This window comes from Streptomyces sp. NPDC107765 (assembly GCF_055657085.1).
In genome coordinates, this window is sequence record NZ_JBVKBL010000007.1 from 158,341 (window position 1) to 180,883 (window position 22,543).

At 72.8% G+C, this 22,543-nt stretch carries 18 protein-coding genes; 10 read left to right on the plus strand and 8 right to left on the minus strand.

What is annotated here, in order from left to right; genetic code table 11:
• The first annotated feature begins 6 nt into the window (after window positions 1-6).
• A complete protein-coding gene (locus ACZ7MX_RS18970) occupies window positions 7-192 on the plus strand; it encodes a hypothetical protein (RefSeq protein ID WP_472133518.1) in 186 nt (61 codons plus the stop codon).
• Between the two features lie 18 nt (window positions 193-210).
• Here the strand turns inward: ACZ7MX_RS18970 and ACZ7MX_RS18975 are convergent, their stop codons facing one another.
• Entirely contained in the window at window positions 211-855 is a 645-nt protein-coding gene (locus tag ACZ7MX_RS18975; RefSeq protein ID WP_472133520.1) for a TetR/AcrR family transcriptional regulator, read from the minus strand.
• Window positions 856-1,167: 312 nt separating this feature from the next.
• Here ACZ7MX_RS18975 and ACZ7MX_RS18980 point away from each other — a divergent pair, with 312 nt between their 5' ends.
• Together ACZ7MX_RS18980 and ACZ7MX_RS18985 are read left to right on the plus strand one after the other, a co-directional pair.
• Complete coding sequence (locus ACZ7MX_RS18980; RefSeq protein ID WP_472133522.1) at window positions 1,168-2,673, plus strand: MFS transporter; 1,506 nt, start codon at window positions 1,168-1,170, stop codon at window positions 2,671-2,673.
• Between the two features lie 200 nt (window positions 2,674-2,873).
• The gene (locus ACZ7MX_RS18985; protein ID WP_472133524.1) at window positions 2,874-3,455 is read left to right on the plus strand and encodes a GNAT family N-acetyltransferase; all 582 of its coding nucleotides are present in this window, start codon (window positions 2,874-2,876) and stop codon (window positions 3,453-3,455) included.
• Window positions 3,456-3,492: 37 nt separating this feature from the next.
• On the opposite strand, the gene ACZ7MX_RS18990 is transcribed toward ACZ7MX_RS18985, so the two are convergent.
• The 3 genes from ACZ7MX_RS18990 to ACZ7MX_RS19000 all read right to left on the minus strand — a co-directional run bounded on the left by ACZ7MX_RS18990 (window position 3,493) and on the right by ACZ7MX_RS19000 (window position 11,120).
• The gene (locus ACZ7MX_RS18990) at window positions 3,493-7,554 is read right to left on the minus strand and encodes a hypothetical protein (protein WP_472133526.1); all 4,062 of its coding nucleotides are present in this window, start codon (window positions 7,552-7,554) and stop codon (window positions 3,493-3,495) included.
• Between the two features lie 39 nt (window positions 7,555-7,593).
• A complete protein-coding gene (locus ACZ7MX_RS18995) occupies window positions 7,594-10,416 on the minus strand; it encodes a hypothetical protein (RefSeq protein ID WP_472133528.1) in 2,823 nt (940 codons plus the stop codon).
• A 185-nt stretch (window positions 10,417-10,601) separates the two neighbouring features.
• Complete coding sequence (locus ACZ7MX_RS19000) at window positions 10,602-11,120, minus strand: hypothetical protein (RefSeq protein ID WP_472133530.1); 519 nt, start codon at window positions 11,118-11,120, stop codon at window positions 10,602-10,604.
• A gap of 169 nt (window positions 11,121-11,289) precedes the next feature.
• Between ACZ7MX_RS19000 and ACZ7MX_RS19005 the strand changes: the two genes are divergently transcribed.
• Both ACZ7MX_RS19005 and ACZ7MX_RS19010 read left to right on the plus strand, forming a co-directional pair.
• Window positions 11,290-13,314, plus strand: coding sequence for an ATP-binding protein (locus ACZ7MX_RS19005; RefSeq protein ID WP_472133532.1), 2,025 nt, complete (start codon window positions 11,290-11,292; stop codon window positions 13,312-13,314).
• 227 nt (window positions 13,315-13,541) lie between these two features.
• Entirely contained in the window at window positions 13,542-14,663 is a 1,122-nt protein-coding gene (locus ACZ7MX_RS19010) for a baeRF2 domain-containing protein (RefSeq protein WP_472133534.1), read from the plus strand.
• An 11-nt stretch (window positions 14,664-14,674) separates the two neighbouring features.
• On the opposite strand, the gene ACZ7MX_RS19015 is transcribed toward ACZ7MX_RS19010, so the two are convergent.
• Entirely contained in the window at window positions 14,675-15,061 is a 387-nt protein-coding gene (locus ACZ7MX_RS19015; protein WP_472133536.1) for a DUF2267 domain-containing protein, read from the minus strand.
• A 213-nt stretch (window positions 15,062-15,274) separates the two neighbouring features.
• Here ACZ7MX_RS19015 and ACZ7MX_RS19020 point away from each other — a divergent pair, with 213 nt between their 5' ends.
• Complete coding sequence (locus ACZ7MX_RS19020) at window positions 15,275-15,907, plus strand: GPP34 family phosphoprotein (RefSeq protein ID WP_472133538.1); 633 nt, start codon at window positions 15,275-15,277, stop codon at window positions 15,905-15,907.
• Between the two features lie 17 nt (window positions 15,908-15,924).
• Here the strand turns inward: ACZ7MX_RS19020 and ACZ7MX_RS19025 are convergent, their stop codons facing one another.
• Entirely contained in the window at window positions 15,925-16,683 is a 759-nt protein-coding gene (locus ACZ7MX_RS19025; RefSeq protein ID WP_472133541.1) for a dienelactone hydrolase family protein, read from the minus strand.
• A gap of 475 nt (window positions 16,684-17,158) precedes the next feature.
• On the opposite strand from ACZ7MX_RS19025, the gene ACZ7MX_RS19030 reads away from it, so the two are divergent.
• The 3 genes from ACZ7MX_RS19030 (at window position 17,159) to ACZ7MX_RS19040 (ending at window position 20,799) form a co-directional block, all read left to right on the plus strand.
• Complete coding sequence (locus ACZ7MX_RS19030; protein ID WP_472133543.1) at window positions 17,159-18,541, plus strand: family 2B encapsulin nanocompartment shell protein; 1,383 nt, start codon at window positions 17,159-17,161, stop codon at window positions 18,539-18,541.
• A complete protein-coding gene (locus tag ACZ7MX_RS19035) occupies window positions 18,528-20,027 on the plus strand; it encodes a SufS family cysteine desulfurase (RefSeq protein ID WP_472133545.1) in 1,500 nt (499 codons plus the stop codon). Before ACZ7MX_RS19030 ends, ACZ7MX_RS19035 begins: the two co-directional genes overlap by 14 nt.
• Before the next feature lie 280 nt (window positions 20,028-20,307).
• Complete coding sequence (locus ACZ7MX_RS19040) at window positions 20,308-20,799, plus strand: J domain-containing protein (protein ID WP_472133547.1); 492 nt, start codon at window positions 20,308-20,310, stop codon at window positions 20,797-20,799.
• A 19-nt stretch (window positions 20,800-20,818) separates the two neighbouring features.
• On the opposite strand, the gene ACZ7MX_RS19045 is transcribed toward ACZ7MX_RS19040, so the two are convergent.
• Window positions 20,819-20,962: a hypothetical protein gene (locus tag ACZ7MX_RS19045; RefSeq protein ID WP_199812497.1), complete on the minus strand. Its 144-nt coding sequence runs from the start codon at window positions 20,960-20,962 to the stop codon at window positions 20,819-20,821.
• A 455-nt stretch (window positions 20,963-21,417) separates the two neighbouring features.
• Between ACZ7MX_RS19045 and ACZ7MX_RS19050 the strand changes: the two genes are divergently transcribed.
• Window positions 21,418-21,621, plus strand: coding sequence for a hypothetical protein (locus ACZ7MX_RS19050; protein WP_472133549.1), 204 nt, complete (start codon window positions 21,418-21,420; stop codon window positions 21,619-21,621).
• Window positions 21,622-21,826: 205 nt separating this feature from the next.
• On the opposite strand, the gene ACZ7MX_RS19055 is transcribed toward ACZ7MX_RS19050, so the two are convergent.
• The gene (locus ACZ7MX_RS19055; protein ID WP_472133551.1) at window positions 21,827-22,423 is read right to left on the minus strand and encodes a TetR/AcrR family transcriptional regulator; all 597 of its coding nucleotides are present in this window, start codon (window positions 22,421-22,423) and stop codon (window positions 21,827-21,829) included.
• Window positions 22,424-22,543: the final 120 nt, after the last annotated feature.

Here is a 22,543-nt window from a genome sequence, read left to right on the forward strand (position 1 = left end):
CATCGCATGAGGAAACGCAAGCGCCCGCCGCAGGACCCGGATCCGGTGCGGGTGACCCGGGCCGTCCGCCTGAGGCGGTGGGCGCGTCGCCACCGCCACGACGCGGCCGCCCATCTGCTCCGCGGCACCTGCTACGGCCTGGGCACGGGTGCGGTCGGCCTCGCCTTCTGGTGGATCCAGCAACAGCTGTAGCCGCAAGGCGGGTCGGGTCTAGTCGGCAGGGCCGGGGCCCGGCTCCGCGCGGGCGGACCGCAGGCACGTACGCGCCGAGGCCGGGGTGAGGCCGGCGGCGATGAGGACGGCCAGGGCGGTCGCCTCACCGGCCGGGTCGTGCCAGGCGGACGGGTCCTGCGCCTCGATGAGGGTCAGGGTGAGGGATTCCAGGGCCTGGGCGAGGACCGGGGCGGGGAGGTGGTCGGAGAAGACGCCGTCCCGCTGGCCGCGTTCCAGGATCGAGGTCGCCTCCGCGCGGACCGGGGCGAGCGCGGCGCGGATGCCCTCCTCGCCCAGGTCGCGGCGGCCGAGGGCGATGAGCATGCGGTAGCGGTCGCCGACGGCCCAGACGGCCAGGGTCTTGCGGGCCAGGGCCGTCGCGGGCTCGGCGTCGGACTGCCGCACCGAGGTGAACGCCTCCTCCAACGACTGTGCGGCCTCGTCCGCGAGTGCGGCGATCAGGGCCTGGCGGTTGGGGAAGTGGCCGTAGAGCGTGCGGCGGACGACACCGGCCGCGCGGGCGATCTCCTCCAGGTTCGCCTCCGGGTTGCGGCTGAGCTCCTCGCGGGCGGTGGCCAGGATGCGGGCGCGGTTGGAGCGGGCGTGGCTGCGCTGCGGGGCGGGCCCTGGGCGGCTGGTCATGGGCGGGCGGCTCCTGTGTCGGCGATGCCCCCTCATCGTATTACTTGCACAGTGCTGTGCATGTTCTTATGGTTGCACACGGCTGTGCAAGTTCGGCTTTCGTCGTGTCCTGCTGCCGCTCCCGTTCCCGCCCTCTCTCCCTTCCCGTCCCCTTTCCGTTCCCCTCGCCGTGGAGGTTCCGTGTCGCCCGTCGATCCCGCATCCATATCCCCGCCGGCAGCACCCGCAGCCGGTCGCCGCGCGTCCACAGCCGCTCCCGCGCCCGGTCAGCCTCGGGAAGCCCCGTATCCGCGCAGGTGGTGGGCTCTGCTCGTGCTCTGTCTGAGCCTGCTGATCGTGGTCATGGCGAACACCTCGCTGATCGTGGCCGCGCCGGACATGACCAGGGACCTGGGGCTGAGCAGCAGCGACCTGCAGTGGGTCGTCGACGGCTACACCGTCCCGTACGCCGCGCTGATGCTGGTGCTGGGCGCGATCGGCGACAAATACAGCCGCCGCGGCGCGCTTCTCACGGGTCTGGTGGTCTTCGCCGGCGGTTCGGTCATGGGCAGCCTGGTCGACCGGACCGAACTGGTCATCGCGGCCCGGGCGATCATGGGCGTCGGCGCCGCCGTCGTCATGCCGGCCACGCTCTCCCTGCTCGTCGCGGTCTTCCCGAAGGCCGAGCGCGCCCGCGCCATCACGGCCTGGACCGCCACCTCCGGTCTCGCCATCGCCGTCGGCCCGCTGGTCGCCGGATGGCTGCTGGAGGACCACGCCTGGGGCTCCACCTTCCTGATCAACGTCCCCGTCGCGGTCGTAGCCGTCATCGGCGCGCTGGTCCTGGTGCCGTCGTCGAAGGCGCAGGGCATGGGGCGGATCGACTACGTGGGCGGCCTGCTGTCGATCGTCTCCGTCGGCAGCCTGGTCTACGCGGCGATCGAGGGCCCGCACTTCGGCTGGGGTGCCGGCCCGATCACCGCCGCCGTGGTCGCGGGCCTGGGCCTGCCGGCCTTCGTGGCCTGGGAGTTGCGGCACCCGCACCCCATGCTGAACGTACGGAAGTTCACGCTGCGCCCCTTCAGCGGCTCCCTGCTCGCGGTGCTGTTCTTCTTCTTCGGCACCTTCGGCGCGCTCTACTACTCCACGCAGTTCCTGCAGTTCGTCCTCGGCTACGACGCGCTGGAGACCGGCGTACGGCTGCTGCCGCTGGCCGGTGCGGTGTTCGCCGGCGCGGCGGTGACCGGCCGGCTGACCCCGCGGCTGGGGATGAAGGCGATGGTGGTGGCCGGTATGGCGATCGGGACCGCGGGGGTCTTCCTGCTCACCCGGATCGACCAGGGCTCGGCCTACGCCGACTTCCTGGCGCCGATGATGATGCTGGGCTTCGCGATCGGCCTGAGCGTGTCCCCGGCCACGGACACCATCATGGGCTCCTTCCCGGAGGACGAGCTGGGGGTGGGCGGCGGCGCCAACGACACCGCCCTGGAACTCGGTGGCTCGCTCGGCATCGCGGTGCTGGGCTCGCTGCTGGGCACGGCCTACCGGGACCAACTGGCCGACCTGGCCGGCGGCCGCCTCCCGGCCGCGGCCATGGACGCCGCCAAGGACTCGGTGGGCGGCGGCCTGGCGGTCGCCGAACGGATCGCCCACGACCCGTCCGGCGGCCCCCTTCGGGCCCAGGCCCTGGTCGACGCCGTGCACCGGGCCTTCGCCCACGGCGTCGCCACGACCAGCCTGACCGGCGGCATCATCATGGCCGTCGGCACCGTCCTCGTCCTCGCCGTCCTGCCGGGCCGGAGGGCCACCGCGCAGTCGGCCGACCCGGCTACCGGCTGAGAGGGGCGTCCGGGGCCCGGCCGGGGATCTCAGGTACGTACGGGTCGTTCCGTACCTGATGATCTTGAGGGGTGGTTCGGCGACCGGCTCGGCGACCCGCACTTCCGGTCCGAGGCCCAACTCGCCCTGCGTACCCATGCGTTGCGGCGGAACGCCACCTCACCCAGGACCCCCGATGCTCCCGACCACGGAAGGTGACCATGTACGCGATATCCCTCGGAGACGACGGCGCCGAGCTGTGCCCGCTGGAGCCGTGGCGGGCCGACGAGTTCCTGGCCCACATCGACCGGGGCCGGGAGTTCATCGGGCAGCACAACGGGCTGCCCGACATCGTGACGGACCTGGCGTCGAGCCGGGCGTTCCTCCAGGGGTACGCCGAGAAGGCCGCCGCCGACACCGGGCGGATCCACGGCATCCGGACGGACGGCACGCTGGTCGGCGCGGTCATCCTGCGGACGATGGACGTCGCGCAGGGCAACGCCGAGGCGGGCTGCTGGCTGGAACCGTCCGCGGCCGGCAAGGGGTTGGTGACCCGGGCCGCGCGGGTCCTCATCGACTGGGCCGTCGAGGAGCGCGGCATCCACCGTGTGGAGTGGTGGGTCTCGTCGACGAACGCGCCCAGCATCGCCGTGGCCCGGCGACTGGGGATGACACGGGACGGCGTACTGCGCGAGAGCTACCGGTACCGGGGGCAGCGGCACGACGAGGAGATCTGGTCGGTGCTGGCGTCGGAGTGGCGGACGGGGGAGGGCGCCGGCGCGTGGGCGAACCGGCGGCACTGACCGCGGACCGGCCGCGGGCGAGGGGCTTGCCGGTCCCCTAGAGCGGCACCGTGTCGGCGTAGATCACCTGGGTCCCGATCGGGCCGAAGAGCTCGCTCACGGCGAAGTCCGAACCGGAGACGGCACTTTCGGTCACCAGCAGCCGCAGCGGGCCCGGGGGCAGCGGTGAGGGCAGGGAGAACTCGCCGGAATAGGTCTGGTCGGGGCGGGAGGTGTCCTCCGGGTCGAGCAGGATCTCGGTGTCGTCGAGCTTTCGCCAGGCGACCGCGTCGTCCGGGATCTCCGGGTCCCGCTGCAGCAGGGACACGCTCACCTCGGGGCTGACGCCTCCGCCGAGGGTGAAGTCGGTGAGGTAGTTCGGCCCGGAGAGCCGGACGGTCAGCGGGTCCGTCCCCTCGACGGTCAGCACCCGGTCGGGCAGGGTCCGCAGCACTGGCGTGTGCACGATCGGGGACAGGTGCTCGCCTTCCAGGGAGTCCGGCTGGAAGCGGGCGAGGGCCAGCCGGACGAACGGGAGGTAGGCGTCCCCCATGGCGACGTCCAGGTCGCAGACCCAGCGGCCGCTCTCCTCGGCGAACTGCGGGCGGAATCCCACGGCCGTGACCGTGAAGCCCGGGAAGAAGGCGGCCGGGTCCGGCAGCACCAGGCCGGACCTGACCTGTTCGGCACCGGGGAAGTGGGCCGGGGTGGGCAAGGTGACGGGCGCGGACCGGTGCGCGGGGTCGCGGCCCATCAGCGTGATGAAGGGGTACGCGCCCTCGCTCGGCTCCTCGCCCTCCTCCGGCACGAGCACCGCGAGCAGTTCGCCGCTGCCGGAGGTGAACCACGGCCGCGCGAGGTAGAGGCGCAGCCCGCCCCCGCGGCGGTGCCGGGTGAGGGTCCCGGGCAGACTGCCGGACGTCTCGAAGGCCATGGTGGGGAGGCAGTCGAGGACCTGGGGCGCGGCGGGTTTGCTGCTGCTCAGGACGGTGTGCGGCACCGGCTCGCCCCACTGCGCCAGCAGTTTCTGCTCCGGGTCGGCGGCGAACTCGGGCGGGAAGCAGTCACCGAACGGCGTGGTGGCGACGGGCCGGTACGTCACCTGCCGGTGCTTGGTGTCGCCGAACTCCTGCATCTCCGGCGGGGGCGGGACGCCTCCCGGCTCGTTCACCGCCGCCGCGGCGGCGCCGGTGCTGAAGAAGAGCTGGTTCCCGTCCAGGGTGCTGGGAACGTTGTTGACGTCGACGTCCGGGCCGAACGGAACGGCCAGGGCCAGCGGCAGGCGGAAGACCGGCGCGGTGAGGTCCCGCGTCCTCGGCCCCGGCTCGGAGAGGTCGTCGACCTCCTCCGTCCAGTCCGCGACGAGGTCGATCCGCTCGGTGCTGGGCGCGTCCAGTTCGAAGAACCCGGCCAGGTGCTCACCGGTGTCGCCCAGGCCGCGACCGGTGATGTCGAACAGGGTCAGGGCCGGGGCGAGCAGCGGCCGCTGGACGGCGTGGGTGAGGGTCAGTTCGTGCCAGGGGGTCGTCATCCAGTGCCGGTTCGCCCGGGCGGCGCCCATCACCTTCTCGAACTGCTCGCCGTCACCGAGCGCCTCCCGGCACCAGTGGAGCATGCCCAGGATCTTCTCGTTGGCCACTGCCTTGGAGCAGACCCGCACGGTGCGGACCGCGGCCTTCGGAAGCGCGACGGTCAGGACCCGGGCCGCCGCGTCCAGTTGGGGCGGGCCGGTGCCCTCGACGAGGCGCAGCCGCAGGGACTTCGGCGTGGACCAGTCCGGCCCGGCCCAGGGCACCTCGAAGGGGTCCTGGTCCGGCATGCCCGGCAGACCGCGGAAGACCACGCCGAGCGACAGCGGATCGGGCAGGTACGGCAGCTGGATCTGCTCACCGGTGTGCACGACGTACCGCTGCGGCGGGCCTTCGTCCGGCGGGCCGCCTTCCGGTGAGCCGTCCGACGGCGGGCCGTCCTCCGGCGGGCCGTCCGACGAGGGGCTGGGCTCCGGACCGGGGAAGTCGACGAATGCGACGCCGTCCAGCGACGGGTCGTCCAGCCGGCCGCTCTCCCGTACGGCCAGTTCGTACCCGGACCGACGGGCCGCGGGGTCGGCGGAGCCGATCGCCGCGTCGAGCAGACCGTGCCGCTCGACGGCCTCCAGCGAGGCCTTGGGGGCGACCAGGTGCCGTTCGTCGACCGCCCGGTACGGCGGATGCGTGCCGTCGGCGACCGGCGGCCGGGCGTTGAAGTCGTCCGCGTACTGCTGGGGGGACTGCCCGGCGGTGCTGCGGATCACCAGCCGGTGTGCCGAATCGCCCTCGGTGAACGGCGCACGCGGCAGCAGCGTGGGCGCGGCCACGGCCTCGTAGCGGCGGAAGACCTCACCCCCGGTGGAGGGCAGGGCCAGCACGTCCTGGTCCATGAGCCGCTCGGCCTCGTCCAGGGAGGGGCCGTTGCCGGCGAGGTCGACCGTGCGGATGCGCAGGCGGTAGGAGCGGCCGAACCGCAGCCGGGGCAGCGTCCCCGGCTGGGCCTCCGCCTCGATCTGCAGCGGCAGGGTCGTGGTGGCCCGGTTGGTGATGCGCCGCGGCCCGGGCGGTTCGTCCGCGCCGTCCTCGCCGGCCGGTCCCTCGTCGACCAGCGCCATGCCGGGGCGGGGCGCGGACAGTGCCCAGCCGTCCCAGCAGACGAGGTGTTCGTGGACGTGGAGCCGCTCGGCGGCCCCCTCCGGCCGGGTCATGCCGGGCTGGAAGAAGCCCTCGTCCGTCACCGTGGCGATCGGCCCGCCGCCGTCCCCGTCCGGCGGGTTGTAGTGGACGATGCGCTGGTGGAGCGAGAACCACTGCTGCCGGCTCTCGTCGAAGACGTCGACCCGATGGCCGCGCACCAGGTCCTCGGCGGTCAGGACGGGGGAGCCGCCGTTGCCGAGGGTGTCCTGGTGCGCCGCGGCCCGCCGGAACCCGGACTGCAGGGCCTGGGCGCGCCCGCCCTGGACGACGGCGAGGCCGGCCGTCCGCAGGCTCGGCGGCGCCGAGCGTTCCGGCGTCCGCCCGTCCGGTGACACGTCGTCCGGCACCGACGCGGCGGCGGATGCGGCGAGCAGCTTGAGGTTCACCCCGTCGATGTCGGCCTGCTCGATGGCGTACTCGGAATCGGGCAGCGCCAACAGGCCGCGGGCCGGCGGCCCCAGCGGATCCCCGCCGGAGGCGGCGGCGCAGAAGTCCTCGCCGGGGACCAGCGCGTACCGCGTCGCCGGTGTCAGGTCCTGGGAGGCCGCGTCGGGCACCAGGGACGCGAACCGCGGGGCCATCGCCAGGCCCCGCTCCCCGCGGGCGGGCGTCAGCCGCTCGACCGGCAGGGTGAGGTCCACGACCAGGCCGAGCCTGCGCAGCAGCGCGGGATGGTCGCCCAGGGCGGAGAGCATCTGGTGGAAGTCGATGGCCGGCGGCACCGGGCGGGGCGGGGGCTCGGGTGGCGGTTCCTCGGGGGGCGGGGGCCCGGCGAACGTGGCGAGCTGCTTCTCCTGCTGGTGGAAGGCGAGGAAGGCGTCCTGCGGGCCGAGTTCGGGCTCGGCCGGTCCGTCGGGCCGGTCGGCGGCGAGCTGGTCGGCGGCGGTGAGGGTGGCCGCGATCTCCTGCAGCCGGGTCGGCATGTCCTGGGCCGGGGCGAAGCCGGCGAACTCGCTCATGCCGCCGGCCGTGGGGAGCTCCTCCGGCGAGCCCGCCGCGGCGGCGGCGAACGCCCCGCGCGTGGTGTCCGCGAGGCCCTTGGCCGGGTACGACACCTTGACCGGCTTGCGGAAGTCGTCGAACTCGAAGGGCGTCACGGGGGTGTGCGGCGGGAAGAGGCGCTGCCACAGGGCCGAGTCGGCCGCCGGGCCGGAGACGGTGAGCGGGCCGGCCTCGCCGTCGGACGCCGTACCGTTGCCATCGGTGGTGACGACGAAGAAGCTCGCGGTGGCCAGCCGTGCGGGCCAGTCCTGGAAGTCCGGGAAGTCGGCGAGGGTGACCTCGCGGTCGGCCGCCAGCCTGGGGGCCACGAAGAGCGAGAACCGGGCCTGGCTGCCGTCCGGGCTCAGACCGGCCGGCAGCAGGACCCACTGGATGCGCTGGTCGATGGTCACGGTCCGGTCCCGCCCTTCCGCAGCTTCCGCCCGGCCGCCTCACGGGGCGAAGGCCAGGCAGTACCGGTCCCAGTCGGCCGGCTCGACGCAATCGGCGAAGCCGGGATCGGCGGGCGAACCGCCGAACCGGCGCTGGAGGCTGAGCGTGACGGACTTGGTGAAGACGGCCACCCGCACACTGACGCAGAGACTCCCCGCACCGAACACCTCCGTGGTGTGCTTGTTGCTGTCCTTGACGTAGGTCAGTTGCAGGTAGAACTCCACGGAGACGCTGACCACCCCGAGGACGGAGAGGTAGCCCCCGCAGCGCAGATAGCCGGTGAGGGTGACGGACTGTCCGGTGAGGGCGAAATAGACCCCGCCCATGAGATGGACGCCGCCGCTGGCGACACCGAGGTCGAGGGAGGCGTTGCCCCCGAACTCCAGTGATCCTTCGACCAGTTCCACCCCGCGGGTGCTGACGATCATGGAGAAGAATCCGCCGCCGCCGAAGAGCGAGACGCTCAGGTTGAACGGCTGGTGCCGCTCGGAGACGGCGAAGCGGAACGAAACCGGCCGGTCGTCGAAGGGGACCGTCAGCTCGGCGGTGAGGGTGACGTTGCTCAGCGAGAAGACGCCGAGCTGAACGGCCGGAACGGCGAGCGTGTAGCCCGCGGTGATGCCCGTCGGTGAGGGCTTCACAAAGGCGCCCCTGCCGAATCCGTCGGCCGGCAGCAGGTCCTTGAGCGCGTTGACGAATTCCAGGGCGTCGACGAGATGGACCTTCAGGCCCTCGGCGGTCAGGTCGGGACGGCTTCCCGGCCGGGCGGTGAAGGCGAGCCGTCCGATGTCGACCCGCACGATGTGGGCGAAGTCGAGCGCGAAACCCTTGAGCTCGCCCTGCACCGTCGACTGCTGCAGCGCCCGGGGTGAGCAGACGGTGGTGGCCTCCATGGCCAGCGCGGCACCCCTGAGATCGAGGGAGAAGACGCCGGCCACGATGTCCACCTGCTCGCGCCGCAGACGGGGCTTCCAGAGGTAGCGGACCTCCCGGCCCGCCGCCAACTCGCGGGCCCGCATGATCGGTACGGGCAGCAGCTGGTCGGCGCCGCCCGCCAGCCTGCGGCGGATCTCGTCGTCGTCCAGCCCGGCCAGCTCCCGGACGGCGGAGCCGTCGACCGGGCCGAGCAGGTCGAACAGGTTGATGACACCGAGCAGTCTGGCCCCGCCGAAGATCTGCCGGAGCTGGTCCGTGCCCAGCCCGGACGCGGCCGCCCCGGCCTCGGCGAAAGCGGCCGGGAGCAGGCCCGCCCGCGCGGTGACCGCCCTGACCGCGGAGTCCGGGCTCGCGACACCGCCGCCCTTGCCCGCACCGAAGCGGACCGGCACCTCCTCGGCCAGGGTGAGGAAGGCGCCGGTCGCCTGCCCGGCCATGCCGTCGTTCAGGTAGGCGTCGTGGAGGGCGACCTCGGACTCGGTGGCGAGCCCGGTCAGCTGCTCCACGGCGGGGACCCGTACCTGCGCCGTCTGCAGGATCGGCAGGGCGCCCAGCGGATGGCCCGGCGCGTGCGACATGACCAGCTTGAGCGCACTCACCGGAAGCGCGGTGGTCCCGGGCGCACCGTCGGGCGGCCGGGCCAGGGCCGCCGTCCGGCCGTTCAGCGCGATCGTCCGGCGGTCCTCGAACAGCGGGTCGTTGTAGTCGAAGATCCGCAGGCTGCCCACCGCCCGCGCGTCGACGAACAGCAACGGCATCGTGAAGCTGAGGGCCCGGCCCTCGCTGTCGGTCCCGACGACCGTGAACCGGTAGGGCTCCTCGCTCCCTTCCAAAGTCACCCAGAACTGCTCTTCGCCGTGGTCGACGACCGGCGGCGTGGTGGTGTCGAGGATGCGCAGCGACCGGAACGGCATCTCCCGTCCCCCGTGCGGAAATCCCACGTCCCCGTAGAAGACCTCGGGCTCGCTGACGCTGATGCGCGTCTCCTGCTGCAGATAGGCCACGGAGTTGCCGTCACCCGGGTCCGAGAACTTGCGCTCACTGGTACGGATCAGCAGGGCCCGGTGCCCGGTGCTGAGGTAACCGCGCTGCGCGACCTGCACCACCTGGTCGCGGCCCAGTTCGGCGACATGGTGATAGGACGCCAGATCCGTCCCCGGCACCGGCTCCCAGGCACCGGCCATCCGCACCGACGCACCGAGCGGGGTGAGGACGAACCGCTCGGCGCGCAGCGGTCTGCGCACCGGGGCACCGTCCGGGCCGACCAGGTCCACGTCATGGGTGAAGGCGACGAGATCGGTGCGGTTGTCGTCGGTGAGCGGGAGATCGGTGCGCGGCGGCCGGTCGCCCGGTGCCGCGAAGGCGCGCAGCAGCGCGTCGCCGCCGTTCTCCCCGTGCAACTCGGCGTGGAACAGCTCGCACCGGCCGTCGAGCGTCACGGCCTGACGCGGCGTCGCCCACTCGACGGCGCCTTCGTGCCCGAGCAGCACCCGGGTGGGGAATTCGATGGCCGTGCGCGGCACACCGCCGAAGACGTTGACGGTGGACGGGTCGGGAGGGTCGTCGGGCACGGTCGTGGACCGGAGGTGGTTCCAGTCCAGGAGGGCCTCGGCGGAGAGTTCGACGGAGTCCTCACCGTCGGGGAGCCGGAACACCAGCGTCGTGCCGCCGGACACGAACGAGGGCACGGTCTCGGGGAAGTTGCCCGGCGCCGGGTGCACCACGGTCTCGCTGATGTGCTGCGCCGGCAGGCTGAACATCAGCAGCGCCTCCGCGGCCGGGTCCTCCCGCACCAAGTGGGTCCCGTCCCGCCGGAGGTTGATCACCTCGACCCGGAGCTGCAGCAGGTCCTCGACCCGCAGCAGGGAGAAGGGTTCGGCGGTCATGGGAGGCGCCTTCCGAGACGTCGGAGCGTGCGCACGGAAGCTTCGCGGGCAGGGACGTCACACCGTCCACGAAGGCGCTTCCGTCCTCTTCAGTGTCGCGAACGGGTGACCGGCACGCATCTTTTGCCGGCTCACAGCGGATCCTCGCCCGTGTCTCCTCCCCGGCCGGTCCGCGGCCCGGCGGGTCACTTGGTCAGCACGTTCGCGGCGATGATGAACAGCCCCAGCAGCGCGTCCACGCACCCGACCCGGCACGACGCCGGCCAACTCCGCCCCGCCGCCCGGGCGCTCCACAGGCCCCAGCCGAACAGCGCCACCGTATTGATCGTCAGGGCCACGTCGATCGCGCCCTCCTCGCCCCACCACTGCAGGTAGGAGCCGAACAGCGCGGCGACCGTCGGCAGCGCCGCGACCACCAGCGGCCACTCGGTGAGCATCGACCGCACCGCGCTCGTGGTGACCGGGGCCGCGTCGGCCGTGCGGTGGGCGATGGCGTGCGCGTAACCGTGGGCCGCGGCCGACGCGATGCAGGCCACCAGCACCCACGCCGCGTCGTACCCGGGGTCCAGGGGCCCGTGCTCGCCCCCGAGGGCGGCCGCCAGCGCACTGGCGAGGACCGATCCGTAGACCCCGCCGAACAGGAACCGCTGCAACGGCTCCCCGCGGCGGGCCGGAGGGCTGGACCGCCTGACCTTGTCGCTCACCTTGCACCTCGCGGGACGGACGGGGAACGGTGCTACCACGGTCCCAAGAGATGTCACCGCATGCCACGCGGGCCGATCGGCACGGACACCGCCGGAGTACGGCCGGCCGTCGGCGGCCGTCGCCGGAAAACCCGCTTGGGCGACGCGGCGGTCGGCTAGAAAAGGGACCGTGAACCAGTCATCCAACGACTTGAGCGGGAACGTCACCGGGCCGGTCGTCCAGGCGGGCCACGTGGGGCAGTTGCACCTCACACACCCGGTGCCCACCGCCCTGGCGGGACTGCCACCGGCGCCGCCGGAGTTCACCGGCCGGGAGGAGGCGCTGCGCACCCTGACCGCCGCACTGCGCCCCGGCCCCGGCTCCCCGGCGCCGACGGCGCCCACCCCGCAGGCCGCGCCGACCCCGCAGGTCGCGGCCCCCCTGGCCGTGTCCACGCTCGTCGGCACCGCCGGCGTCGGCAAGACCGCACTCGCCCTGCGCGCCGCGCACGACGCCGTGGCGGCGGGCTGGTTCCCCGGCGGGGTGCTCTTCATCAACCTCCAGGGCTACGACGAGAACCGCTACGTCCGGCCGGACATCGCGGTCTCCGTCTTCCTGAGCGCGCTCGGCGTCCCCGACGAACTCTTCCCGCCCACCTTCGAGGGCCGGCTGTCGCTGTACCGCTCCAAGCTGGCCGAACGCGCCGCCCGGCACGGCGCCGCGCTCGTCGTGCTCGACAACGCCTCCTCGACGGACCAGGTCGGCCCGCTGCTGCCCGGCTCCCCGGCCCACCGGGTCGTCGTCACCAGCCGCCGCACCCTCGGGGACCTCCCCGGCTCCCGGATCCTCGACCTCGGCGTCCTGGCGCCGGCCGAGGCCGCCGCCCTGATCAGCCGCACACTTCGCATGCGCCGCCCCGACGACACCCGCGCCCTGGACGAACCCGGGGCGGTGTGCGACCTCGCCGCACTGTGCGGCCACCTGCCCCTGGCGCTCGCCGTCGTGGCCTCGATACTGGCCGGTGACCCGGAGCAGTCCGTCGGCGAACTCACCCTGGCCCTGCGCGACCGCGCCACCCGCCTGGAGGAGCTCTCCTACGGTGACCGCCCTTCGGTGACCGCCGCCTTCGACCTGTCGTACGCCCGGCTCACCACCGACGAGGCCCGGATGTTCCGGCTGCTGTCGCTCAACCCGGGCCAGCAGGTGAGCGTCGAGGCGGCCGCCGCGCTCGCCGGGGAACCCGTCCCCCGGGCCAGGAAGCTGCTGCGCGCGCTCCGCGACGTCCACATGGTCGAGCCCGGCAAACCCCGCGGCTGGGTCCGCTTCCACGACCTGCTGCGGCTGTTCGCCGAGCGGCGCCGCCACGAGGAGGAGGACCCGGCGGGCGTCGAGGCCGCCGTCGACCGGCTGCTGGCCCACTACCGCGATGCCGCCCGGGACGCCACCGAGCGCATCGTGGCGGCGGCCCGCGCGCGCGGCCGGGACGACGCCGCGGAGGACTGGCTCGACACCGAGCGCCTGAACCTGCGGTCGGCCCTCCATCTGGCGCAGCGGCACGGCCGGCCCGCCGTGGTGCTGCCGCTGGCGCACGACGTCAGCTGGTTCCTGCGCCGTCAGCAGGACTGGGACGCCGGCCTGGAGGTGTGCGACATGGCCGTGGAGTTCGCCGGCACCGTCGCCGACCGCGCCCAGCAGGCCCTGGCCCTGTACGACAAGGGCGACTTCCTCAAGCACAAGCAGGACTTCGACCAGGCGCTGCCCCTCTTCGCCGAGGCCCTCGACCGCTACCGCGCGCTCGGCGACCGTACCGGCGAGGCCCGTACGCTGCACAGCATGGGTACGGTCGCCCGCCGCCTCGGCCGGTACGCGGAAGCGGAAGGCCATTACGCCGCCGCCTTACCGCTCTTCCGGGCCCTCGACGACCACCGGGCCGCCGCCCACACCCTCTTCAACCTGGCGTTCACGGCCCGCCTGCAAGGCAGCCACGCGGCGGCCCACGACCACTACCGGTCGGCACTCGACCTTTACCACCGGCTCGGCCACACGGTCGGGTGGGCCCGCACCCTGCAGCACCTCGGCCACCTCGCCGCGGCCGCCAACCGGGCGGCGGAGGCCCGCAGTTACTGGGAGCGGGCCCGGACGGCGTACGAGGAGGCCGAACTGCCGTTGGCCGCGGAGGAGGTCACGGAGCTGCTGGGCGGGCTGACGACGTGAGCCGGGCGGGGTGACGGATCGAGCCGGGCAGGGTGACGGTGTGCGGACGGCGGGCGCGGCCGCGGGCGAGGGGGCGGCGGATCACCATGGGACCCGCGCCGCGCCACGGTCCGCGCCCGGCCCCCGACGACCGGTAGCGGCCCGCACCGCACCGCCAGCGGACGCGCCCTCCGTCCCGCGGGCGCATCATGGGCCCAGGGATGGTTCCGTTCCCGGTGGGAGTGGCGATGCGACTTTCTTTCCTCGAACCGCTCTACAAGGAGGCCGGCCCGTTCGCCTCGGTGTACCTCGACACCTCGCGCGACAGTGCCATTGAGGACCCGGACTCCGCCATCGCGCTGCGCTGGCGGCATCTGCGCGACGACCTGCTCGCCGAGGGCGCGGACCCGGAGTCCATCGCCGCCGTGGCGGGCACCGTCGGGGACGACGTCCGGGTGCCCGGCCGGCACGGGCAGGCCCTGTTCACCGCGCACGGCAAGCTCGTCCTCCAGGACGAACTGCCCCGCCCGCCGGCACAGGACACGGCCCATTTCGGCGCCCTGCCCGACACCCTGCCGCTGATCGCCCAGCACGCCCCCGGGATCGCCTATCTGGCGGTACGTGTCCACTACACGGGCCGCCACTCCACCGACGCCGAGGGCACCGTACGCATCGACACCGAGGCCGGGACCTGGCCCCTGACCAAGGTGACGCCCGGCGACCGGCTCCACATGGAGGTCCCGGTGGCCGAATGGCAGCACCTCGCCGAACGGCTCGGCCGGCAGCTGGAGACGCAGGCCCGCCGCCGCGGCGCCGAGACGCTGGTACTCGCCGGTGACACCTGGGCCCGCGGCATCCTGGCCCGTCGGCTCCCCACCCCTCTGCGCGGCCTGCTCGCCACCGCCGAAGGAGGCGGCCAGCCGGAACCGGGACGGGCGCTGCTGGAGGGCCAGCTCGACCGCCTCTTCAGCGGCCGCATGGCCGCCCACGACCGCACCCTCCTGGAGACCTTCATGGCCCGGCGGGCCCACGACGGGGCCTGCGCCGAAGGGCTCGCGGCCACCGTCGCGGCACTGCAGCGCGGCCAGGTCAGCGCGCTCTTCCTCAACAACCACCCGGAGTCGCCGCTGCGCCTGTGGGTCGGCCCGGAGCCCGGCCAGCTCGCCCTCACGGAGAGCGACCTGCGGGTCTACGGCGTGACGACCGTACGCGAGGAGCGCGCCGACGCCGCGCTCACGCGCGCCCTGGTGGGCACCGGCGCGGAACTCGTCCTCGTCCCCGAGCAGCAGCTGAGGCTGCGCGAAGGCGTCGGCGTGCTGCTGCGCTACGCCGATGCCCTGCGCTACGGCGACGAGGCGCAGGCGGCCTGAGGCCTGGCCGGTCAGTCGCTGAGCCCCGGCTTGCCGAAGAAGACGGCGTAGCCCGAGGGCAGCTGGCTGAGGACCTGGTTCAGCTCCCCGCCGGACACGGCCTCCGCCACGGTGGAGAGCACGGCACAGGCGTCCCACTCGGCCGTACGGGTCCGGGCGCCGGTGCCGTCGGCCACCCGGCGCAGGAATTCCTCCCGGCCGTAGCTCTCGGTCGGCCCGTCGGGACGCAATGCCTCGTCCAGCGGCGCCGGCAGCTGCGAGGCCAGGTCCGCGACCTCGCCGGGAGTGATCCGCCCGGCCAGCACCCGCAGCACGGCCCCGGTGACCCGCTCGGCCTCCTCCCGGCTCCCGTACTCGCCGCGCTCACGCACCTTCGCCAGGAACTCATCGCTCTTCATCAGTGCCCCACCTCATCTCTCACGTGGGCGTCCGGGGTCATTCGGTCTCTTGGGCTTCCGGCATGTTCCGGAGCATCGGGGGTCCTCCTGGCACGCGTTCCCGATGTGGCCCGGGGATATCGCGCACGGCCCGGGTGATTCCGTGCCACCGTAGGTGCGGGATGCAGCCGGGCCCACCCCTCCGTAAGCTCGAAGCAGAAGTGGGGAGCCGTCATGACCACACCGCGGGACCTGCTGATCGTGGCCCTGGGCGAGGCGTCGCCTCCCGAGCAGGGCGACCTGTCGCTCGCGCTCGCGGGGGCCGAGCTGATCGACCTGCTGCGGGCGCAAGCCGCCGCGCTGGACGGCGAGCGCATCATCCCCGGATACCGGCCGTCCGTGACCGATCGTCTCCTGGACGAGGCGGCGGGAGCGCTGGTCCAGCAGGAGCCGTACGAGTCGGTCGAGGACTGGCTGTGGCGCCGGGGCAGCGGCCTGTTCACGACGTATCTGTCCGCCCTCGAAGCGGACGGAGAGCTCACCCGCGAACGGCGGGGCCACTGGAGGCCGTTCCGGGCCGGTGAGTTGGTGCTGGCCGAGTCCCCGGCGCGCCGTGCGGCGGCGGACCGCTGGGCGGCGGACGAACCGGTCCTCGCCGCCCTCGCGGACATGCTCGGGATCGGCGGGGAGCCGGCCACAGACCCCCGGACCGGCGGTCCCCGGGACGACGGGCCCCCGGCCGACGAGTCGGTGGAGACGGTGCTCGCCGCCGTCCACGACGCGCTGAGCGAGCTCGGGTACCAGCGACAGCGGCGCGCCATCGACAAGGCCGCGTTCGACAACATCTGGCGGGGCGGCGACGGGTGACGCCCGGGCGGGCGGGCTCAGCCGAGCGTGCGCCCGAAGAGTTCCAGCAGGTTGCGCCAATGCCGGTCGTCCGCCGCGCCGTTGTAGGCGGCGGTGTCGGTCTGGGTGTAACCGTGCCGGGCACCGTCGTACACCTCGCTGCGGTAGCGCACGCCCGCGGCGTCCAGGGCCCGCTCCAGGGCCTTGATTCCCTTTGCCGGCATGGACGGGTCCTGATCGGCGTGCCCCAAGTACACCTCCGCCGTGATGCGGTCGACGAGCCGGTGCGGGCTGTCCTCGGCGTCCGTGACCAGACGACCGGCGTGGAAGGAGGCCACCGCCGCGATGCGGTCCGGGTGGGCCGCGGCGGTGCGGAGCGCGAGGACGCCGCCCATGCAGTAGCCGGTGGTGCCCACCGGTCCGTCGGCGACCAGCGGCGAGGCGGCCAGCCAGTCGAGGTACGCGCCGGCGTCCCGCACGGCCCGCTCCGCGGTGAGCCCCTGAAGGAGCGGCCGGAGCTGCTCGAAGATCTCCGGCCGCTCGGCGGCGCCGATGAAGTCGGGGAGTTCCACCACGGGCGCCCGCCCGGCCCGGTACAGGACGTTGGGCACCAGCACCGTGTAGCCGTGTCCGGCCAGGCGCTTGGCCATCGCCTCCAGCGAGGGGCGCAGCCCGTAGGCGTCCATGTACAGCAGGACCCCGGGGTGCGCACGGCCGTCGTCGGGGTGGGCGAGCCAGGCGTCCACGACGCCGTCCCGCGTGGGAATGTCCAGGGGCGTACCGTGCACGGTGATCATGTCCGTACCTTTCCTCGGGTGGGGTACAGCGTCGGGCAGCCCCCGATCCGCTCCGCGGCACCACACGGCACCACGGCACACCACGGCGCAACACGGCGCAGCACGGTGTCGCGACACCGGCCGGCGTCATCAACCCTTGCCATAAGGCGCCCTTTAGGACATGCAAAGAAGTGTTATGAGGGGAAATCAGGTCGTATGCGCAGCGCCGGCCTGTGCCTGGTGGGACCTGCGGGAACGCCCGGGCGGGTGACGCCGTGGCCCTTCGGCAATCCCCCTCGTGGTCATGGCGATAAGTCGACCCGTAGTCGTACGCCCATGCGGGACTGAGATGTCAGAACGGCGTGCAATTCCGGCCGGACGCCGGTGACCGGTTGGTTGCGGGTAGGCGGCGCCCGCCCGGACGATCGCCCTGTTCCCGCATGCCGTCCGGCCGTACATCGGCCGTCCGGCATGCCTGTGTGCGAGGAGGGGTCCCATGAACGACCAGTTGAGCCTCAGCCCGGATGCCGCACGGCAGCTCGCGACAACCACCAAGACCACCCCGCAGATGCGCGGCATCACGCCGCGCTACCTGCTGCGAGCACTGCCCTGGGTGGACGTCGAAGCGGGCGTGTTCCGCGTCAACCGGCGGCGGACCTACGTCCTCGGCGATGACCGCATCAGCACGCACAACGACGGCGGTTCGCCCCGCGTCATCCCGGGCGACCTGCGGGAACTCCCCTACCTCCGGGAGGCCGACGACAACCTGCTGACCGAACTGGCCGGCGCCTTCACGGAAGTGCCGTTCGAGGCCGGGCAGATGCTGGCCCAGGACGGTGCGGCGCACGACCAGCTGTGGGTGATCGCCCAGGGCCGCGCCGAGAAGCGGGTGAGCGGCCGCTACGGCGAGGACGCGGTGCTCGAAGTGATCGGCGACGGCCAGTTCTTCGACCTCGACGCCTGGACCCGCGGCGAGCCCATGCCGTACCGCGTCAAGGCGCTCACCCCCGGTGTGGCCCTGTGCGTCGACCGCAGCGCGCTCGCCGGACTCTGCGACCGCGACGCGACGGTGCGCGGCGCGCTGGACGCCTACCTCTCGACGGACGGCGTGCTGCCCGGCGCGGAGGTGCCGGTCGACCTCAGCTCCGGCCACGTCGGCGAACCCGACCTCCCGGCCACCTTCGTCGACTACGAGGACACGCCCCGCGAGTACCACATGACCCTCGCGCAGACCGTCCTCCGCGTCCACACCAGGGTCTCCGACCTTTACAACGGGCCCATCGACCAGATCCGCGCCCAGTCCAACCTCACCGTGCACGCCCTGCGCGAGCGGCAGGAGGCCTCGCTGCTCAACCACCCGGAATTCGGGCTCTTCAACAACGTGGCGCCCGGTCAGCGGGTGCAGGCGCGCACCGGCTCACCGACCCCCGACGACCTGGACGAGCTGCTGACCCGGGTCTGGAAGCAGCCCGGCTACTTCCTCGCCCACCCCAGGGCCATCGCCGCGTTCGCCCGGGAATGTACGCGCCGGGGTGTGCCCCCGGTCATCGACAACAGCTTCGGCAGCCCACTGCTGACCTGGCGCGGTGTGCCGCTGCTGCCGTCCGACAAGGTGCAGTTCTCCGGCGGTGCGGGCATCGGCACGACCGAGATCCTGCTGATGCGGGTGGGCGAGGCCGAACAGGGCGTGGTGGGCCTGCGCCCCGCCAAGATCGAGGACGAGGTGGAACCCGGCCTGTCGATGCGGAACATGGGCGTCGACCAGAAGGGCATCACGTCGTACCTGATGACGGCCTACTTCAACACCGCGGTACTGGTGGAGGACGCACTCGCCGTCCTCCAGAACGTCGAGGTCGCCAACTACCATGACTACTCCTGACGTCCTCCGGGGCGCCTGGCCGAGCGCCCCGGCTGTGACCACTCCGCCGAGCACGACACCGACCACGGCGCCGGCCGCGACACAGGTCACTGCGCCGGCCACGGCGGTCACTGCGCCGGCCACGGCGGGAGTTGCCGCGCCCGTAGCGACACCGGATGCGACGGCCGGCACGGCGCCGGACGCGACGGGCCTTACCGCCCCGGTCGATACGCAAGCCTCCCCCTATCCCTTGCCGTCCGCCACCGTCCTCCCCGGTCAACCGGCCGGATTTTCACCGGAGTTGGCCCGGCGGGACATCCCGATCCTGTACCGGACGGTGAACGGGCACCCCCTCGTGTGGCTGGACAACGGAGCCACCACTCAGAAGCCGCGCCAGGTGATCGAGGCGCTGGCGGGCTTCTACGGCTCCGCCAACTCCAACATCCACCGCGGCGCGCACACCATGGCCCGGGAGGCCACCGAGATGTACGAGGCGGGCCGGGCGGCGGTGGCCCAGTTCCTGGGCGCGCCGTCACCGGACGAGATCGTCTTCGTACGCGGCACCACCGAGGCGATCAACCTCGTCGCCCAGAGCTGGGGGCGCGCCAACCTCGGTCCCGGGGACGACATCCTGGTCTCCACACTGGAGCACCACTCGAACATCGTTCCCTGGCAGCTGATCGCCAAGGAGACCCGGGCCCGGGTGGTCCCCGTACCGCTGCAACCGGACGGGCAGGTCGACCTCGACGCGTACGCCGATCTGCTCTCCATGCGCACCCAGCTCGTCGCGATCAGCCAGGTCTCGAACGTGCTCGGCACCGTCGTGCCGGTACGGGAGATGACGGCGCTGGCGCACCGGTACGGCGCGAAGGTGCTGGTCGACGGGGCGCAGGCGGTGGCGCACTTCCCCGTCGACGTAACGGATCTGGACGCCGACTTCTACGCGTTCTCGGGCCACAAGCTGTTCGCCCCCACGGGCATCGGCGCCCTGTACGCGAAGCCGGACGTCCTGGAGGAGATGGCGCCGTGGCAGGGCGGCGGGAACATGATCGAGTCCGTCGACTTCACCCGCACCACCTACGCGCCGGTGCCGCACCGTATGGAGGCCGGCACCGGGCACATCTCCGGAGTGGTGGGCCTGCTGGCCGCGCTGAACTGGCTGACCTCCTTCGACCGGAATGCCATCGCCGCCTATGAGACGGCGCTGACGGCCCACGCCCAACAGGCGCTGTCCACGGTTCCCGGGCTGGAACTCCTGGGTTCCGCGCCCGGCCGGGTCGGCGTGCTGACCTTCACCCTCGCCGGCCAGGACCCGTCCCGGATCGCCGACTGGCTGGACCGGGACGGCATCGCCATCCGCGCCGGCCACCACTGCGCCCAACCCGCCCTGGCCCACTACGGGTTGACGAGCGCGGCGCGTGCCTCCCTGGCGCTCTACAACACCCCGGAGGAGGTGGACAAGCTGGCAGCCTCGCTGCAACAACTGCAACTGCAGCAGGACGCCTGACGGACCGGCGTGGGCGGCCGGCTCGCCCGCCGCCGCCTCGCCCCGTCCCGCCGTCGCCGTCCGGATCACGGGCGGCGACGGCGGGACGCCCGTCGGTAAAGCGTCATCCGTACGACGACCAGCGGAGAGGGAGGGCCGTGGGGGAGGAGGCTCGCTTGCCTCGAAGGGCGCTCTTGCGGCCGGTCCCCGGGCATTCAGCAAAGAATTTCGGGTATGGGACCGATGGCTATCCGATGGCTGCCTACCTACCGCAAGCCTGCCTGAGCAGGAGGTGACGGCGATGCCGGGACCGCAGCCCGATCACTACGCCGTGCTCGGTGTCCAGCCCTCCGCGTCCGCGCGCCAGATCACCACGGCCTACCGCCGCCTCGTCCGCAGCCTGCACCCGGACACCGGTCCGGCCCGGCCGGCAGCGGAGCAAGAACTCGGAGAGGTACTGACGGCGTACCGCGTCCTCCACGACCCGCAGAGCCGGGCCCGTTACGACGCGGACCGTGCCCTCGCTGAGCGCGACCGTCGCTCTGCGCAGGGGCGGGCTCCACGCGCGGGAGCGGGCCGCTCGGGCCCCGGCCGCTCGGCCCCCGCCCGGACCTACCGCCCACGGCCGTCGGGCGACGAGGCCGACACCGTGATCGTGCTACACCTCGGCCCCGTGCGCATCGAAGTACTCGGCGTCCGTCACGCCGAGGACGATGCGCCGGCGACCGACGGGCTCGAGTCCCTGGAGTGGCTCCTGCGTCCGCTGTGGCAACGGGGCCGTCAGGGGCGTTAGTGGGGATGGGCGCGCGCCCTCACTCCGGCACCGGAACCTGCCCCTCCGGGTACTTCCTGACCCACGTTGCGCCGCACTCGGCGCAAGAGGAGTACTCGATCAGCTCGCCGTCTTCGGTGACGCCCAGGCTCTGTATCAGGCGGACGTGTACATGTGCACCCATCGGGGTTCCTTTCCGCTGTACGGCAGAAATTTCCGCAGCAAGGCGAAGAACGCGGAATGCCGAACATCCTGGACATAGGGCCCGTCAGGGTGTCAACGAAGTGGTCGCACTCTGAGACGAGTCGGGCGGCCGTCCGGTGACTTTCGTGACTGTCGGTGAGTGACCGGCCGGCCATCGACGGCGACCCACCGACGCCCGGCGACGACCGACCGACGCCCGCCGTACCGCGCACCTCGGCCGCCCCGATCTCCGCCCCCTCGGCTGCCCCGCCGTGTCCTGGCCGAGCACCCCTCGTTGACCGAACGACCGGCAACTACAGCCGGTAACCCACCACCTCACCCCAACTGACCCTTTGCCCCCTTGACCTCAGACCTCTGAGCTCAGACCTCTGGGATCAGACCTCAGGTCACTGACCTCTGAGCGCGATCACTTCACTTCGGGAGGAACCTGTGCGCGTGCGCAAGACGACTTTGACCCTCGCGGCCACCGCCGCGGCGCTGGCGGGAGTGGCCGGGGCCGTGCCCGCCGCCGCAGCCGACACCGGCACCCGGCTCCCCGTCGCCGAGACCACCGACGCCGTGCAGGGCATGGGATCGGCGGTGGCGCACCGGCTCGGCCTCCCCGTCGCCCACCCGGGCGCGGACCACCGGGCGCGGTAGACGAACGGACGTCAGAGCCGACGCACGCTCCGCGGGACGAGGTCCTCCGCCTGCATCGATCTGATCCGTACGGACTCCATGCCGTCAGTGCGCAAGCGGGTGCCCCCCCCCCGGGTGCGCATGAATGAGGGGACGGCTCGGGGGAGTTGGCGGGACAGGGTGGGGTTCAGGAGGGTGCCGCGTCAGGGTGCGGCGTCGGTGCTGCTCAGCTTTCCGGAGCGTCGCGGTGTGAGGCGGGGGCTCCGGAGCGGAGGCCGTCCATGACCAGGTCGAGGAGGCGGCCGGCGCGGGCCTGCCAGTCGCTGTGCGGGTCGATCTGCCAGAGGCCGGCGATGGCGAGCGAGAAGTCGTCGGGGGTCATGCCGGGGCGGATGGTGCCGGCCTCTTCGTTGGCCTTCAGCAGCAGGGCGAGGGCCGACGTCACCGGGCCGTGTCCGGAGGCGGCCAGGCTGCCGTGCGCGGTCGCCTTGCGGAGCGCGTCGGCCAGACCGGCCTTGGCCATGGCGTACTGGGCCAGGCGGTCCATCCATTCCCGCAGCGCCTGGTCGGGGGAGCGGGTGTCGAGCAACTGGGCCGCGGTGTCGGCGACCTGCTGGACCTCGTAGCGGTAGACCTCAAGGACGAGCGACTCGCGGTTGGGGAAGTTGCGGTAGAACGTCGCCTGCCCGACGCCGGCCTTCTTCGCGATCGCGCTCAGCGGGGCGTCGGCCGCGCGCGTCAGCTCCTCCAGGGCGACTTCGAGGATGCGCTCGCGATTCCGTTGCGCGTCCGAGCGCAGTGGAGCGTCCTTCTTCTCCTGCACTCGTCCTCCTTTTCGGAAATCACTGCCGGAACAGCCTTGCTAACCGGACAGGTGTCCGGTAGATTCACGGTAATCGGATAGCTGTCCGGTTAGCTCCACCATAGCGGCAGAAACGGGTGG

What these genes read in the sequence shown, in the direction of transcription:
- ACZ7MX_RS18970 (WP_472133518.1), top strand. Translation starts at nt 7, where the DNA reads ATGAGGAAACGCAAGCGCCCGCCGCAGGACCCGGATCCGGTGCGGGTG.
- ACZ7MX_RS18975 (WP_472133520.1), bottom strand. Translation starts at nt 855, where the DNA reads ATGACCAGCCGCCCAGGGCCCGCCCCGCAGCGCAGCCACGCCCGCTCC.
- ACZ7MX_RS18985 (WP_472133524.1), top strand. Translation starts at nt 2,874, where the DNA reads ATGTACGCGATATCCCTCGGAGACGACGGCGCCGAGCTGTGCCCGCTG.
- ACZ7MX_RS18995 (WP_472133528.1), bottom strand. Translation starts at nt 10,416, where the DNA reads ATGACCGCCGAACCCTTCTCCCTGCTGCGGGTCGAGGACCTGCTGCAG.
- ACZ7MX_RS19010 (WP_472133534.1), top strand. Translation starts at nt 13,542, where the DNA reads ATGCGACTTTCTTTCCTCGAACCGCTCTACAAGGAGGCCGGCCCGTTC.
- ACZ7MX_RS19015 (WP_472133536.1), bottom strand. Translation starts at nt 15,061, where the DNA reads ATGAAGAGCGATGAGTTCCTGGCGAAGGTGCGTGAGCGCGGCGAGTAC.
- ACZ7MX_RS19020 (WP_472133538.1), top strand. Translation starts at nt 15,275, where the DNA reads ATGACCACACCGCGGGACCTGCTGATCGTGGCCCTGGGCGAGGCGTCG.
- ACZ7MX_RS19025 (WP_472133541.1), bottom strand. Translation starts at nt 16,683, where the DNA reads ATGATCACCGTGCACGGTACGCCCCTGGACATTCCCACGCGGGACGGC.
- ACZ7MX_RS19030 (WP_472133543.1), top strand. Translation starts at nt 17,159, where the DNA reads ATGAACGACCAGTTGAGCCTCAGCCCGGATGCCGCACGGCAGCTCGCG.
- ACZ7MX_RS19035 (WP_472133545.1), top strand. Translation starts at nt 18,528, where the DNA reads ATGACTACTCCTGACGTCCTCCGGGGCGCCTGGCCGAGCGCCCCGGCT.
- ACZ7MX_RS19040 (WP_472133547.1), top strand. Translation starts at nt 20,308, where the DNA reads ATGCCGGGACCGCAGCCCGATCACTACGCCGTGCTCGGTGTCCAGCCC.
- ACZ7MX_RS19045 (WP_199812497.1), bottom strand. Translation starts at nt 20,962, where the DNA reads ATGGGTGCACATGTACACGTCCGCCTGATACAGAGCCTGGGCGTCACC.